The sequence below is a fragment of the Aliivibrio thorii genome, assembly GCF_057368585.1.
In genome coordinates this window covers 1,092,903-1,107,341 of sequence record NZ_CM170655.1, presented here as the reverse complement: position 1 = coordinate 1,107,341, position 14,439 = coordinate 1,092,903, and the positions used below count along the sequence as shown (strand labels likewise).

The window sequence follows — 14,439 nt, the reverse complement described above, 5'->3', positions numbered from 1 at the left end:
TTAAGCCTAAATTTACCACTTAACTCGGTAAACCAAAAGAAACCCAGAATGCCGAATGTAGCAAATCGTGTTGATGCATTTGTTATGCCTTGCTAAACTCAATACAAACATAGGAGAATCATAATGAATATATTAGCCGAACAAGAAAAATTAAGAACACAAAAGTGGGATGCTCATAGAAAGGCATTAAAATACTTTGAAAAACGAGCTAAATTATACAATCTAAAATTTTTAGATAAAGATTTTTCATATACGGAGAAAAATGAAATATCAAAAGGTAAGCCCCATTAGAGGGGCTCAGTATTACCAATCATCGTAGTCTGTTTTCATCGGATTCCATTCCTCAGATTTCTGACAGATGTCGTGATACAAACTTAGCACAGAGTTGAACTCCTTGGTCAAAGTTGCACCTTCAACTGGGTCTGTACATTGTAATAGTAATTCGTCTAATTCCTTCAATCGCTCATTGAGTACAGAGGCAAATTGAAGTTCATGGTCTAAATTACTTTGCTGCTGTTGCGTCTTGCTATGTTGTAAAGTCATAAATGACCTCCTTCTTTGGTTATGGTAAAAATAATCAATATGTAACTCCTCGATTATGCTATTGTTTTTAAAAACGTTAGCAATAATTTAAATTTTGAGAATTACTCTAGATTTACTTTCTATCACACTCAAAGCGTCTGCTATTGCAGCTTAGCAAACGAGGGGAATATATAGAATACAAGCCTATATGTCAACAAGAAAGGCATAACGCCTGCATAACACGTTTACTATTATGCAATTATACTTAAAATTGACGCCTTAAAACGAGAAACACCCGACAACCTGAGATGCCGAGTGTAGTAAATCGTGTTGATGCATTTGTTATGAAACACTGCCGATAATTGCGCTTAACTGCGCTAATAAACCAGTTGCAACTATACTTCCAGTGGTACCTTCAATAATATTTCGCACACTTTTAAGGCATTCGGATAAAATGATTTTCTTTGGCTTTGGGGAACCTAATTGATGATCAATAGTAGATATTTCAGCATCAAGCTCAGCTTTATCATTTTCGTTTAAAGTAAGTTTATCCACAGATAATTTAAGAACTTCTATAAACTGTGCAATATCATCATTACTAATTGTAAATTCAAGTGTTTGCTGAGAATGTGTTGAAGCTTGTTGTAACTGGGAATTTTGCATACTACCAATATTATTTGTAATATTAGTTACAACGCTTTCAGCAGCTTGTTTTTCGTTACTTGAAAAAGTCATACCTTCTCCTTTAATACCTTTCTTCTCAAGTTCTAATGACCAATTAAGAATCTCATTTCTTAAAGAATCTAAAACGCCATGTATTTGATTTATACCAATTTGAAGAATTGGCTCCATTGGAACATCCATCATTCCCATGAGATCATCACGTGTCTGAGGTGGATAGTTCATTGTTAATGTTCCTGATGTATTCAATTTAACGAGACTTTCAAGCTCAGCAATGGGCTGAGATATAGATCTGGACGATAAAAGACTAGATAATTCTGGATCTCTAATATGAAAAGGAATTAAACCTCGCATTGGATTGTTTACTTTCAATGTACCACTAATTTCTCGGTATCGAGGAAGTTCCACTTCAGCAACAGAATAGCCATTTAATTCTTGTCTAAGCCAATCCTCAATATCTACAACCCCTAACTTTCTTGATATAACAAGAGCTTTTCTCAATAGATTGGTAATATCAATTTTATTATCTAAAGCATCTCTTTGTAATTCTAATACTAACCCTGACATTAACTACATCCTCTTGTTTCATAACGCCGCAATAACACGTGCGAACGACCGACTTTCAAAACCAATTACACTCCAAACCACAAACGCCGAGTGTAATTAGCATCGTGTTGATTGCTTTGTTACACGATCTTTGTCAACGCTTCGCTTTAATTGGTAAAGAACTGATTTACCAATAATATTTACAAACCAATTTTAAATTACAAAAGCTAATTTAGCGAACAAAAGAACCGTTCAACTACAAAAACTGCGAAACGAAACAATCCTTTTTCTAGCACCATTTGTACGATTTGGTTTCAGCAAGTTTTGAGCTGATAAATCAAATATCATTGCCACAATTGGGATTGAAAATATGGCGAGTAAAACACTGACGTAGGATAAAATGAGGCATAACCAAAGAACAATTGAAGCGTAAATTAGTCGCTGAAACGCCTGAATTTAGGACAATAATAGTTCAATGCCGAACCTGATGAAACGAACACCAAAAGGCAACAAAGAAAAAGATAAACCACCCTACTTTCACGCCTAAAAAACTAACGGCTCAATCACTGAACTGAGCCAAAAAACTGCTATCTTTAGTTCGTGTAACGCCTAGAATAATGCGTGCAAACGACGGATTAATAGCGCTAAATATACTTTAAACCGCGAATGCCGAAGGTTACAGCATCGCATTGATTCGATTGTTAGATATGCCGATTGTGATGTGGTTGCAGCAGCTGTTAAATTTTCCGAGCAAGCCTGCGCCGATGTCTTTGTAATTTCTATATACTAAAACAAGAAAAATCACACTTTTCACAATCTAAAAAAACATCCCATTTCAAACATATAAACCAACTAGCACACGATAACTGGAATCGCTTGCAGCAGCAAGCTTTCTACACGAAATAGAATAATCCTTATCACATTTTCGATGAAAAAATAAATTCACCGTTTATCACTCTGAATCGAGCCAATACCGTAACCTTGCCTCCACATTCATCACAACATGGTACTTGCCCTTTGCTTTCCGCGTATTCTCGCCATAATAAAGGACTAATGTCCTTTATCCGCTCTTGGCCAAGATACTGTCGAGCTGTATTCAGTCTCTCTCTACATCGATTATGATACAAACCAACAAAGTGATATTGCTGTTTTTTCGGTATCGCTATATGACTCAATATACGCTCAATAAATTGATTAGGCTTTAGCCTAAGCATTTCTGTTTTCTTTGTTTGATGAGACTTATACCTAACTCGCACTTCCTTGTTTGATACATGCATAATTTGACTGTTTTTTATGGCTCCGCCACGAACATACCTCGCTAAATATTTAACGACTCCAGCACCATGGGAGTACGGTTTGGTACAATGAACTACCCAATCAAAAACGCCCCATTTATTAAAAAGGTTAAGTACATTTTGCTTAGAAAGTGATTCAGGGTAATTTAACTCTCCTTTATTCATTGCTGCGCGTAGCGCTGCAATGAACTTACCGCGAAACAGCTTCATCATCACTCTTGCAGGAAACAGAATACTTTTCTTTGGCTCAACCCAACCATCATTACCTAATCCTCCATGGGTAACTAAACAATGAATATGAGGGTGAAACGTTAAATTTCGAGCCCAGGTATGTAGGGCTAAAACACACCCAACCTTAGCACCTAGAAATCGCTCATCCGCGCTTAATATCTGAATAGTTTTACGAACAGAATCGAACAGTGTTTGCTGGCATAACGCTCTGTTATATTTCCATATTTCATGCAACTCATGCGGAAGAGTAAATACCCAATGATGATGAGAAGTATCTAAAATAAACGAATCTACTTTTTTAAGCCATTGCTCTCTTTTGAGAGCACCACACTGTGGGCAACTTCGATGCCCACAGCTATTGTACCAATAGCCATTGAGGTGCCCATTATCACAATACAGCGCATGACCTCCCATCGACGAAGTTCGACAAGATGAAAGCCGACTGATCCCCTTAAGTTGATATAAAGGGAGTCGATGGTTCTTCGAATATGATTCAAACCTTTTTTGCAAAAAGGTTTGAACTGTATGTTTACTCATACAGTAAACATAGTAAATCTAACCAGAAAGGAGATGTTTAAGAGGGAGAATTACGAGGCAGCGCACTCTTCGAGCTTGCTCGGCAGATTTAACGCCGCCATAACACGTGCTGACGACTCACTTTCCAAACCAATTATACTCTAAACCAAAAACGCCGAATGTTATAAGCATCGTGTTGATGGCTTTGTTATACGGCACAGATAAAATTAATTGCGTGGAACCAAGATATTACCCTCAGTTACACTAACTAAATACGGTTATGATACTTACAACCGACACAAAACAAAGAGAACAGAATGGACGCTATTGCTCATTTGATTATCATTTTAGGAAACCCATTTGCATATAAAATTGGACGCCTAATTATTTCAATTTTAAGCATTGGTAAATTGTCCATTCAACCATTACCAACTAAGTTTCCCGCCAATTTCGTACAAGCCTTCGATGAAGATAAGGTCGTAGAAAACCAAGAGAAGCAAAACCACTCAATATCATATGGAATTGCCATTTCAATTGGTTACATCGTAATCGTAGCTATATTTGGAACCCTATTATTTTATAATATTGATGGGTTGATTGAAGCCTAACCATCGATGTAAAACACCCGTATAACGCCTGCATAACACGTTTGCTACGATACAGGCCTAGCTGAATTTTACTGCCTTAATCACTGAAACTAAAGGCAAACCGACAACGCCGAATGTAGCAAATCGTGTTGATGCATTTGTTATGTGCGTTCTTACTATTTAAGTGCTTTTATTTATAATTCAGGCTAAGAAAAAATTCGGTGTCTTTCTTTATAAAATAGCTTAAAGCACAACAGCCAAGATGAAATTAAAAAGAACAGGGCTGCTTTATCATACTTTTTACCAATCTTGTTAATAGCAAGCTCTCTAAACGCTTCCACTTTAATTTGCTCATCAGCATAATCAAGAAACCACCAACCAATGGCATGAATTATAAAAAATGCAATAATTCCAAACCAAAAAGCTGCCTGCATTTTCCTTGAGTATATGAAAACGGTGACAAACTCAGTTAACCAACCTCTCATCTAATTACATCCTTGTAAATATTAATAACCTTCGAGCACATAACGCCTGCATAACACGTTTACTACAAAGCAATTATACTTAAAATTGACGCCTTAAAACGAGAAACGCCCGACAACCTGAGATGCCGAGTGTAGTAAATCGTGTTGATGCATTTGTTATACGAATTTATACTGTTGAACTAACTTTATAAACTCTTGAGAATAATCATCTGCTAGCTTGGTGCTGTATGATAAATTTAGAGTTTCTCTATTACTTGTTGCAGCTCGATTCGTCCAATTATATGAACCTTGCAGAACTACCCTAAAATCAACTATACAAAACTTATGGTGCATTAATTGCCTTTTGGGATCAACTGCTATGAGTTCTATAAATGGATTTAGATAATTACCGATACGATCATTCTTTGAATCTTTGCTCATAACTACACGAACATTAAGCCCCTGCTTTACTTTTTTCACTAGTGCATCAGCTAGATCTCTATCAGTAAACCAAGCAACCGCAACCCAAATAGAAAATTTTGCAGATTCAATTACTTCTAAAAGCTTTTCTTTATGACCTATAAAATACTGTTCTGAAAGCAAGTCTTCACTCCGATAAAATCCAGATTCAGGATTATCAGCGATTTCATATAGATGATCGATTAATGCAAATACACTTGTTTTTAGTTCTCGAGCCTCCCACATATGGCGTACATTCGTATTGATATTATCTGCATCAGCAAGTAACGCTGCATTGGGAACACGCTTTACACTGTACAAAAATCGATTAACAACCTGAACAAAGTCTCTAACGTGACTTTCTTGAACATTCAAAAAATCATCTTCGCTACAGCTATCAAAAGGAAATTCAACGACTTCATTTGCTAGGTTAAAAATTTTCTGATCTATTTTCATACTCATCACTTATTTTATTCGTATAACGCCTGCATAACACGTTTGCTACGATACAGACCTTGCTGAATTTTACTGCCTTAATCACTGAAACTAAAGGCAAACTGACAACGCCGAGTGTAGCAAATCGTGTTGATGCGATTGTTATGTTGTTTCTCCAAGCGCCTGTTTAAGCTCATTAATTGCATAAGTTAATTTAAGATTCGTCTGAGGAACTCTGTTAAGTTTCATTCCGAGATCAACAACGTCAATTTCAGACAAACCACCTTCGGAGTCAATCCATATGCTATACAAATATATTAGGTCAGTCATAGAGCCAACCTTACTTCTATTATCAGTTTTAGTGTATTGAATTATCGTCTGGTTATCAGAAAATGCAGCAATCGCCTGAGGACTAATACCTTCCGCTTTCAACTGCAAACATAGTCCTTCAAGAAAGTGCTTTCTTAACGTTTTGATGTGCTCTTTTCGGACACCAATAATGATAAATGAGAATAAAGTTTTCTCTTCCATAAAGACTAAAACTTTACGGCGATTTTGAGTAAAAGAGTTAACAAACCAATTACCTAGAACAAACCTTTCAGATTCAATTTCATTTAGGTCACTTGGTTTCAGGCCAATGAAATCTTGAACTTTTTTGGTACATTTAAACTGAAACATAGATCACCCCAAGGTACTGAAAAACCTTATTTTACACCAACAACATAACGCCTGCATAACACGTTTACTACTATGCAGATTAAACTGAATTTTACCGCCATAAACACCAAAACCAAAGACAAACCTACAATGCCGAATGTAGTAAATCGTGTTGATGCATTTGTTATGTGTTTGAACTTAAAGTAAATTCCATTTCAATTAGCCCATTCACTTCCACGGTTTGCGTAAACCCTTTTTCTTTATATAACTTGATTGCTGGATTTTCGTTGAACACACGAAGAAGTAACTTTTTCGATTGATGCTGTCTAGCGTGATTTATAATCATATCGAGACTTTTCGCACCGATACCCTTACCGTGAAATTCTGGGCTTAACTGTAAATCTCGGAGAAAAGTGGTCGATTCGTTATAGCTAAAACGAACAATACCAGCTCGATGATTATCCGCAAATATTTCAAAGTTATCAAATAGTTCCCAATTTTTGATAAACAGATTACTGTCCCAAACAATATTCCGAGTTAAATAATAACTAGCCATATTGGACTGAGTTAGTGACTCCGCATATTTTACCTCAGAAGCTCTTTTAAACTGGATATCCATACTTACCCCTTGGGAACACATAACGCCTGCATAACACGTTTGCTACTATGCAAATCAAGCTCAAATTTACCACTTAACACGGTAAACTCAAAGAAACCTAGAATGCCGAATGTAGCAAATCGTGTTGATGCAATTGTTAGCTGCGCCTTTCCAGTTTGAATGACAAACTAGCTTTTACTGCCAACCACTCACTATTAATTATTGAAAATACAACGGTATCTCGATAGCTACCATCAGCCATTTGTTGATGATTTCTAATTACACCGTCCTGCTTTGCCCCCAAACGAGCTATTGCATTACGTGAAGCATGATTATGCCAATGAGTACTAAACTCAACTGCAATTGCTGAGAGGTTTTCAAATGCATGAGAAAGAAGAAGAAACTTACATTCAGTATTTACTGATGTTCTCTGGTAACTTTTCGCATACCACGTATAACCAATTTCCACCCGTTTATTCACACAATCGGCATGGCATAAACGAGTTGTACCGATTATGGTTTGAGTCTTATTATCAACGACAGAAAAAGCCAAAGAACGTCCAGCGTCTTGTTCGCTTAAAGCCAATTCAATATAACTGTTTACAGTCTCTTCATTTGGTATTTTTGTATACCATAAGTCCCAAAGTTCACCATCAGAAGCAGCTTCAATTAAAGCTGATACATGCTCGCTCTGTAGTGGAATTAATGTAACTGTTTTACCTTTAAGCTCCGTAACGGAAAGCCATTTCTCACCTTGCATACTAAAATCCTTCTTTGAAGCAGCTAACGCCTGCATAACACGTTTGCTACCATGCAGCTTAAGCCTAAATTTACCACTTAATACGGTAAACTCAAAGAAACCTAGAATGCCGAATGTAGCAAATCGTGTTGATGCATTTGTTATATTCACTCTTACGTCTAAGTGAATAACTGACCGACTGTTTTCATCGGAATGAACATTCTTACACGACCATTGATTTCACAAAGAACCTCGAAACCATATTTTGCGTAGAATGACTCTGCTTGTTCAGTTAAACAATCAACAACAATGGCATAAGCTCTCATATGAGAATTAATTTCCCAAAGATATTCGAGAGCTTTGATTAAGCTAACTTTACCTAACCCACTTCCATGAAATTCTTTATGAACTGCAAGTTGAGCTAAAAGAAAAACAGGAACTGGATAGCGCGGTAATTTTTTAGCCATCGCTTGTGGCAACGTATCACGGCTAATCGAACTTGGCGCAATACTATAAAATGAACAAATTGGATATTTCTGATTTGGTAATGGCACTGAAGCAGGCAAAACCATTGTGCGGCTGATACCTGCTTGCATATGTTTAGCAGCTTGAGTTTGGATAAAATCATTTAACTCTTTTTCCCCACAGTCAAATGATGCTCTATCGTGCTGTGATTTATCCAATTCTTTGAAAGTTTTGGAATAACTCACTTAAACTCACCACTTTTAGTAAATGCAGCGGCTTCAAGTAATGCTTTATTCGGAGCCTTAACCTCGTCACAAGCAATCATGAATTGATCAAATACATTTGCTTCAACAGTGATGCTTTCATGCTCAGAAATTACCTGAGTTGAATCTTCGTCCATTAGACGAACAACGTATTCAGTTAAGCTTTTTAAACCAAGTAAAGCTGAAGCTTTCTCAGCCTTAGCTTTGATTTCTTCATCCAAACGGATATCAAGTCTTGCAGTAGCCATAAAACCTCCAAGTGTACGGAGTAATTCCGTATTTAATATGAGTATAAGATTTAAACGACCAAAGTGCAAATTGTACGGAGATAATACGGATTTAATTTTTAAGCTTTGTGAATATAACGCCTAGAATAATGCGTGCAAACGACGGATTAATAGCGCTAAATATACTTTAAACCGCGAATGCCGAAGGTTACAGCATCGCATTGATTCGATTGTTAGATATGCCGATTGTGATGTGGTTGCAGCAGCTGTTAAATTTTCCGAGCAAGCCTGCGCCGATGTCTTTGTAATTTCTATATACTAAAACAAGAAAAATCACACTTTTCACAATCTAAAAAAACATCCCATTTCAAACATATAAACCAACTAGCACACGATAACTGGAACCGCTTGCAGCAGCAAGCTTTCTACACGAAATAGAATAATCCTTATCACATTTTCGATGAAAAAATAAATTCACCGTTTATCACTCTGAATCGAGCCAATACCGTAACCTTGCCTCCACATTCATCACAACATGGTACTTGCCCTTTGCTTTCCGCGTATTCTCGCCATAATAAAGGACTAATGTCCTTTATCCGCTCTTGGCCAAGATACTGTCGAGCTGTATTCAGTCTCTCTCTACATCGATTATGATACAAACCAACAAAGTGATATTGCTGTTTTTTCGGTATCGCTATATGACTCAATATACGCTCAATAAATTGATTAGGCTTTAGCCTAAGCATTTCTGTTTTCTTTGTTTGATGAGACTTATACCTAACTCGCACTTCCTTGTTTGATACATGCATAATTTGACTGTTTTTTATGGCTCCGCCACGAACATACCTCGCTAAATATTTAACGACTCCAGCACCATGGGAGTACGGTTTGGTACAATGAACTACCCAATCAAAAACGCCCCATTTATTAAAAAGGTTAAGTACATTTTGCTTAGAAAGTGATTCAGGGTAATTTAACTCTCCTTTATTCATTGCTGCGCGTAGCGCTGCAATGAACTTACCGCGAAACAGCTTCATCATCACTCTTGCAGGAAACAGAATACTTTTCTTTGGCTCAACCCAACCATCATTACCTAATCCTCCATGGGTAACTAAACAATGAATATGAGGGTGAAACGTTAAATTTCGAGCCCAGGTATGTAGGGCTAAAACACACCCAACCTTAGCACCTAGAAATCGCTCATCCGCGCTTAATATCTGAATAGTTTTACGAACAGAATCGAACAGTGTTTGCTGGCATAACGCTCTGTTATATTTCCATATTTCATGCAACTCATGCGGAAGAGTAAATACCCAATGATGATGAGAAGTATCTAAAATAAACGAATCTACTTTTTTAAGCCATTGCTCTCTTTTGAGAGCACCACACTGTGGGCAACTTCGATGCCCACAGCTATTGTACCAATAGCCATTGAGGTGCCCATTATCACAATACAGCGCATGACCTCCCATCGACGAAGTTCGACAAGATGAAAGCCGACTGATCCCCTTAAGTTGATATAAAGGGAGTCGATGGTTCTTCGAATATGATTCAAACCTTTTTTGCAAAAAGGTTTGAACTGTATGTTTACTCATACAGTAAACATAGTAAATCTAACCAGAAAGGAGATGTTTAAGAGGGAGAATTACGAGGCAGCGCACTCTTCGAGCTTGCTCGGCAGATTTAACGCCTAGAATAATGCGTGCAAACGACGGATTAATAGCGCTAAATATACTTTAAACCGCGAATGCCGAAGGTTACAGCATCGCATTGATTCGATTGTTAGATATGCCGATTGTGATGTGGTTGCAGCAGCTGTTAAATTTTCCGAGCAAGCCTGCGCCGATGTCTTTGTAATTTCTATATACTAAAACAAGAAAAATCACACTTTTCACAATCTAAAAAAACATCCCATTTCAAACATATAAACCAACTAGCACACGATAACTGGAACCGCTTGCAGCAGCAAGCTTTCTACACGAAATAGAATAATCCTTATCACATTTTCGATGAAAAAATAAATTCACCGTTTATCACTCTGAATCGAGCCAATACCGTAACCTTGCCTCCACATTCATCACAACATGGTACTTGCCCTTTGCTTTCCGCGTATTCTCGCCATAATAAAGGACTAATGTCCTTTATCCGCTCTTGGCCAAGATACTGTCGAGCTGTATTCAGTCTCTCTCTACATCGATTATGATACAAACCAACAAAGTGATATTGCTGTTTTTTCGGTATCGCTATATGACTCAATATACGCTCAATAAATTGATTAGGCTTTAGCCTAAGCATTTCTGTTTTCTTTGTTTGATGAGACTTATACCTAACTCGCACTTCCTTGTTTGATACATGCATAATTTGACTGTTTTTTATGGCTCCGCCACGAACATACCTCGCTAAATATTTAACGACTCCAGCACCATGGGAGTACGGTTTGGTACAATGAACTACCCAATCAAAAACGCCCCATTTATTAAAAAGGTTAAGTACATTTTGCTTAGAAAGTGATTCAGGGTAATTTAACTCTCCTTTATTCATTGCTGCGCGTAGCGCTGCAATGAACTTACCGCGAAACAGCTTCATCATCACTCTTGCAGGAAACAGAATACTTTTCTTTGGCTCAACCCAACCATCATTACCTAATCCTCCATGGGTAACTAAACAATGAATATGAGGGTGAAACGTTAAATTTCGAGCCCAGGTATGTAGGGCTAAAACACACCCAACCTTAGCACCTAGAAATCGCTCATCCGCGCTTAATATCTGAATAGTTTTACGAACAGAATCGAACAGTGTTTGCTGGCATAACGCTCTGTTATATTTCCATATTTCATGCAACTCATGCGGAAGAGTAAATACCCAATGATGATGAGAAGTATCTAAAATAAACGAATCTACTTTTTTAAGCCATTGCTCTCTTTTGAGAGCACCACACTGTGGGCAACTTCGATGCCCACAGCTATTGTACCAATAGCCATTGAGGTGCCCATTATCACAATACAGCGCATGACCTCCCATCGACGAAGTTCGACAAGATGAAAGCCGACTGATCCCCTTAAGTTGATATAAAGGGAGTCGATGGTTCTTCGAATATGATTCAAACCTTTTTTGCAAAAAGGTTTGAACTGTATGTTTACTCATACAGTAAACATAGTAAATCTAACCAGAAAGGAGATGTTTAAGAGGGAGAATTACGAGGCAGCGCACTCTTCGAGCTTGCTCGGCAGATTTAACGCCTGCATAACACGTTTGCTACCATACATACCTAGCTGAATTTTACTGCCTTAATCACTGAAACTAAAGGCAAACTGACAACGCCGAATGTAGCAAATCGTGTTGATGCATTTGTTATAACGCAGTTCTCAATTTAGACCAATGACTCAGCCAATCTTTCGACGTTACACGGTCACTGAAAATTTCTAAAGAACGTTTCGGATTATGTGTAACCTGCAAATTGAACAACGATTCAAAGCCAAAAGCAGAAATACATTCATATTTTCCATTGCCTAATTTTCGTATGGCTACCGCTGTTTCTTTTTCTGGCCAATAACTCATTGCGTCGATAATATTTAAATACGGTTTATCACCATTTCGTTTGTGCATAATTGCTTGATTACGCACTTCCCAATTCAATTCTGGCATCAATGCAGAAAGCTGAGATTCTATTAGTTTGTAGTTTTCAGGATTAGATTCAGTTTCATCGAAATAAATAACGTCAACGTCATTCAAAGGCGTTGATACTAATTTCTGATGCAAATGATCCCACACCAAATTTCGGACGAAACCAGCGGCTAAATAGCAATGAGGTAAATTGAGCTGCCGAACACAATCAAGAGCTTTAACCCTTAATTCATCTTTCTCAATTAATGTGATAATTCTATCCATAACCACCCTGCGTTATAACGCCTAGAATAATGCGTGCAAACGACGGATTAATAGCGCTAAATATACTTTAAACCGCGAATGCCGAAGGTTACAGCATCGCATTGATTCGATTGTTAGATATGCCGATTGTGATGTGGTTGCAGCAGCTGTTAAATTTTCCGAGCAAGCCTGCGCCGATGTCTTTGTAATTTCTATATACTAAAACAAGAAAAATCACACTTTTCACAATCTAAAAAAACATCCCATTTCAAACATATAAACCAACTAGCACACGATAACTGGAATCGCTTGCAGCAGCAAGCTTTCTACACGAAATAGAATAATCCTTATCACATTTTCGATGAAAAAATAAATTCACCGTTTATCACTCTGAATCGAGCCAATACCGTAACCTTGCCTCCACATTCATCACAACATGGTACTTGCCCTTTGCTTTCCGCGTATTCTCGCCATAATAAAGGACTAATGTCCTTTATCCGCTCTTGGCCAAGATACTGTCGAGCTGTATTCAGTCTCTCTCTACATCGATTATGATACAAACCAACAAAGTGATATTGCTGTTTTTTCGGTATCGCTATATGACTCAATATACGCTCAATAAATTGATTAGGCTTTAGCCTAAGCATTTCTGTTTTCTTTGTTTGATGAGACTTATACCTAACTCGCACTTCCTTGTTTGATACATGCATAATTTGACTGTTTTTTATGGCTCCGCCACGAACATACCTCGCTAAATATTTAACGACTCCAGCACCATGGGAGTACGGTTTGGTACAATGAACTACCCAATCAAAAACGCCCCATTTATTAAAAAGGTTAAGTACATTTTGCTTAGAAAGTGATTCAGGGTAATTTAACTCTCCTTTATTCATTGCTGCGCGTAGCGCTGCAATGAACTTACCGCGAAACAGCTTCATCATCACTCTTGCAGGAAACAGAATACTTTTCTTTGGCTCAACCCAACCATCATTACCTAATCCTCCATGGGTAACTAAACAATGAATATGAGGGTGAAACGTTAAATTTCGAGCCCAGGTATGTAGGGCTAAAACACACCCAACCTTAGCACCTAGAAATCGCTCATCCGCGCTTAATATCTGAATAGTTTTACGAACAGAATCGAACAGTGTTTGCTGGCATAACGCTCTGTTATATTTCCATATTTCATGCAACTCATGCGGAAGAGTAAATACCCAATGATGATGAGAAGTATCTAAAATAAACGAATCTACTTTTTTAAGCCATTGCTCTCTTTTGAGAGCACCACACTGTGGGCAACTTCGATGCCCACAGCTATTGTACCAATAGCCATTGAGGTGCCCATTATCACAATACAGCGCATGACCTCCCATCGACGAAGTTCGACAAGATGAAAGCCGACTGATCCCCTTAAGTTGATATAAAGGGAGTCGATGGTTCTTCGAATATGATTCAAACCTTTTTTGCAAAAAGGTTTGAACTGTATGTTTACTCATACAGTAAACATAGTAAATCTAACCAGAAAGGAGATGTTTAAGAGGGAGAATTACGAGGCAGCGCACTCTTCGAGCTTGCTCGGCAGATTTAACGCCTGCATAACACGTTTGCTACGATACAGACTAAACTGAATTTTACTGCCTTAATCACTAAAACTAAAGGCAAACTGACAACGCCGAGTGTAGCAAATCGTGTTGATGCATTTGTTACACGATCTTTGTCAACGCCTCGATTTAATTGGTAAAGAATTGATTTACCAAGATTTACTGTAAACTGAGTTTAATTAGACTGGCTCAATTAAGCGAGCAAAATATCACTTCAACAGCAATAACTGTGAAACGGAACAATCCCTTTTTCTTACACCATTTGTACTATTTGGTTTCAACCAGT

Annotated in this window: 16 protein-coding genes; 2 read left to right on the top strand and 14 right to left on the bottom strand. The window is 37.7% G+C overall.

The window, feature by feature from the left end; all coding sequences use genetic code 11:
* Window positions 1–123: 123 nt before the first annotated feature.
* On the top strand, window positions 124–291 hold the full coding sequence (locus tag AC2IP4_RS18970; RefSeq protein WP_486310860.1) for a hypothetical protein: 168 nt from the start codon (window positions 124–126) through the stop codon (window positions 289–291).
* 12 nt (window positions 292–303) lie between these two features.
* On the opposite strand, the gene AC2IP4_RS18965 is transcribed toward AC2IP4_RS18970, so the two are convergent.
* The 3 genes from AC2IP4_RS18965 to AC2IP4_RS18955 form a co-directional block, all read right to left on the bottom strand.
* On the bottom strand, window positions 304–543 hold the full coding sequence (locus AC2IP4_RS18965; RefSeq protein ID WP_486310859.1) for a hypothetical protein: 240 nt from the start codon (window positions 541–543) through the stop codon (window positions 304–306).
* A 321-nt stretch (window positions 544–864) separates the two neighbouring features.
* The gene (locus AC2IP4_RS18960; RefSeq protein WP_486310858.1) at window positions 865–1,770 is read right to left on the bottom strand and encodes an AbiTii domain-containing protein; all 906 of its coding nucleotides are present in this window, start codon (window positions 1,768–1,770) and stop codon (window positions 865–867) included.
* An 896-nt stretch (window positions 1,771–2,666) separates the two neighbouring features.
* The gene (locus tag AC2IP4_RS18955; protein ID WP_486307435.1) at window positions 2,667–3,812 is read right to left on the bottom strand and encodes an IS91 family transposase; all 1,146 of its coding nucleotides are present in this window, start codon (window positions 3,810–3,812) and stop codon (window positions 2,667–2,669) included.
* Between the two features lie 296 nt (window positions 3,813–4,108).
* Here AC2IP4_RS18955 and AC2IP4_RS18950 point away from each other — a divergent pair, with 296 nt between their 5' ends.
* Window positions 4,109–4,399 (top strand): hypothetical protein, encoded by a 291-nt coding sequence (locus AC2IP4_RS18950; protein WP_486310857.1) that lies wholly within the window; start codon window positions 4,109–4,111, stop codon window positions 4,397–4,399.
* A gap of 185 nt (window positions 4,400–4,584) precedes the next feature.
* On the opposite strand, the gene AC2IP4_RS18945 is transcribed toward AC2IP4_RS18950, so the two are convergent.
* The 11 genes from AC2IP4_RS18945 to AC2IP4_RS18895 all read right to left on the bottom strand — a co-directional run bounded on the left by AC2IP4_RS18945 (window position 4,585) and on the right by AC2IP4_RS18895 (window position 14,048).
* Window positions 4,585–4,863 (bottom strand): hypothetical protein, encoded by a 279-nt coding sequence (locus AC2IP4_RS18945; RefSeq protein WP_486310856.1) that lies wholly within the window; start codon window positions 4,861–4,863, stop codon window positions 4,585–4,587.
* Between the two features lie 156 nt (window positions 4,864–5,019).
* Entirely contained in the window at window positions 5,020–5,757 is a 738-nt protein-coding gene (locus AC2IP4_RS18940) for a phospholipase D-like domain-containing protein (protein WP_486310855.1), read from the bottom strand.
* A 141-nt stretch (window positions 5,758–5,898) separates the two neighbouring features.
* The gene (locus AC2IP4_RS18935; protein WP_486310854.1) at window positions 5,899–6,414 is read right to left on the bottom strand and encodes a DUF6933 domain-containing protein; all 516 of its coding nucleotides are present in this window, start codon (window positions 6,412–6,414) and stop codon (window positions 5,899–5,901) included.
* Between the two features lie 163 nt (window positions 6,415–6,577).
* Entirely contained in the window at window positions 6,578–7,012 is a 435-nt protein-coding gene (locus tag AC2IP4_RS18930; RefSeq protein ID WP_486310853.1) for a GNAT family N-acetyltransferase, read from the bottom strand.
* Window positions 7,013–7,148: 136 nt separating this feature from the next.
* Window positions 7,149–7,901 (bottom strand): GNAT family N-acetyltransferase, encoded by a 753-nt coding sequence (locus AC2IP4_RS18925; protein WP_486310852.1) that lies wholly within the window; start codon window positions 7,899–7,901, stop codon window positions 7,149–7,151.
* Window positions 7,902–7,909: 8 nt separating this feature from the next.
* Window positions 7,910–8,440, bottom strand: coding sequence for a GNAT family N-acetyltransferase (locus AC2IP4_RS18920; protein ID WP_005423934.1), 531 nt, complete (start codon window positions 8,438–8,440; stop codon window positions 7,910–7,912).
* Window positions 8,437–8,706, bottom strand: coding sequence for a type II toxin-antitoxin system TacA family antitoxin (locus AC2IP4_RS18915; protein ID WP_486310851.1), 270 nt, complete (start codon window positions 8,704–8,706; stop codon window positions 8,437–8,439). Before AC2IP4_RS18915 ends, AC2IP4_RS18920 begins: the two co-directional genes overlap by 4 nt.
* Window positions 8,707–9,134: 428 nt before the next feature.
* Window positions 9,135–10,280 carry an IS91 family transposase gene (locus AC2IP4_RS18910; protein WP_486307435.1) on the bottom strand — a complete coding sequence of 382 codons (1,146 nt, stop codon included), beginning with the start codon at window positions 10,278–10,280 and terminating at the stop codon, window positions 9,135–9,137.
* A 403-nt stretch (window positions 10,281–10,683) separates the two neighbouring features.
* Window positions 10,684–11,829, bottom strand: a complete 1,146-nt coding sequence (locus AC2IP4_RS18905) for an IS91 family transposase (RefSeq protein WP_486307435.1) — start codon at window positions 11,827–11,829, stop codon at window positions 10,684–10,686.
* Between the two features lie 207 nt (window positions 11,830–12,036).
* Window positions 12,037–12,573, bottom strand: coding sequence for a nucleotidyltransferase family protein (locus AC2IP4_RS18900; RefSeq protein ID WP_486310850.1), 537 nt, complete (start codon window positions 12,571–12,573; stop codon window positions 12,037–12,039).
* Between the two features lie 329 nt (window positions 12,574–12,902).
* Window positions 12,903–14,048: an IS91 family transposase gene (locus tag AC2IP4_RS18895; protein WP_486307435.1), complete on the bottom strand. Its 1,146-nt coding sequence runs from the start codon at window positions 14,046–14,048 to the stop codon at window positions 12,903–12,905.
* Between the last annotated feature and the right edge of the window lie 391 nt (window positions 14,049–14,439).

Coding starts and splice junctions, on each gene's coding strand:
- AC2IP4_RS18930 (WP_486310853.1), bottom strand. CDS start 7,012: ATGGATATCCAGTTTAAAAGAGCTTCTGAGGTAAAATATGCGGAGTCA.
- AC2IP4_RS18965 (WP_486310859.1), bottom strand. CDS start 543: ATGACTTTACAACATAGCAAGACGCAACAGCAGCAAAGTAATTTAGAC.
- AC2IP4_RS18940 (WP_486310855.1), bottom strand. CDS start 5,757: ATGAAAATAGATCAGAAAATTTTTAACCTAGCAAATGAAGTCGTTGAA.
- AC2IP4_RS18900 (WP_486310850.1), bottom strand. CDS start 12,573: ATGGATAGAATTATCACATTAATTGAGAAAGATGAATTAAGGGTTAAA.
- AC2IP4_RS18970 (WP_486310860.1), top strand. CDS start 124: ATGAATATATTAGCCGAACAAGAAAAATTAAGAACACAAAAGTGGGAT.
- AC2IP4_RS18945 (WP_486310856.1), bottom strand. CDS start 4,863: ATGAGAGGTTGGTTAACTGAGTTTGTCACCGTTTTCATATACTCAAGG.
- AC2IP4_RS18895 (WP_486307435.1), bottom strand. CDS start 14,048: ATGAGTAAACATACAGTTCAAACCTTTTTGCAAAAAAGGTTTGAATCA.
- AC2IP4_RS18910 (WP_486307435.1), bottom strand. CDS start 10,280: ATGAGTAAACATACAGTTCAAACCTTTTTGCAAAAAAGGTTTGAATCA.
- AC2IP4_RS18960 (WP_486310858.1), bottom strand. CDS start 1,770: ATGTCAGGGTTAGTATTAGAATTACAAAGAGATGCTTTAGATAATAAA.
- AC2IP4_RS18955 (WP_486307435.1), bottom strand. CDS start 3,812: ATGAGTAAACATACAGTTCAAACCTTTTTGCAAAAAAGGTTTGAATCA.
- AC2IP4_RS18915 (WP_486310851.1), bottom strand. CDS start 8,706: ATGGCTACTGCAAGACTTGATATCCGTTTGGATGAAGAAATCAAAGCT.
- AC2IP4_RS18935 (WP_486310854.1), bottom strand. CDS start 6,414: ATGTTTCAGTTTAAATGTACCAAAAAAGTTCAAGATTTCATTGGCCTG.
- AC2IP4_RS18905 (WP_486307435.1), bottom strand. CDS start 11,829: ATGAGTAAACATACAGTTCAAACCTTTTTGCAAAAAAGGTTTGAATCA.
- AC2IP4_RS18950 (WP_486310857.1), top strand. CDS start 4,109: ATGGACGCTATTGCTCATTTGATTATCATTTTAGGAAACCCATTTGCA.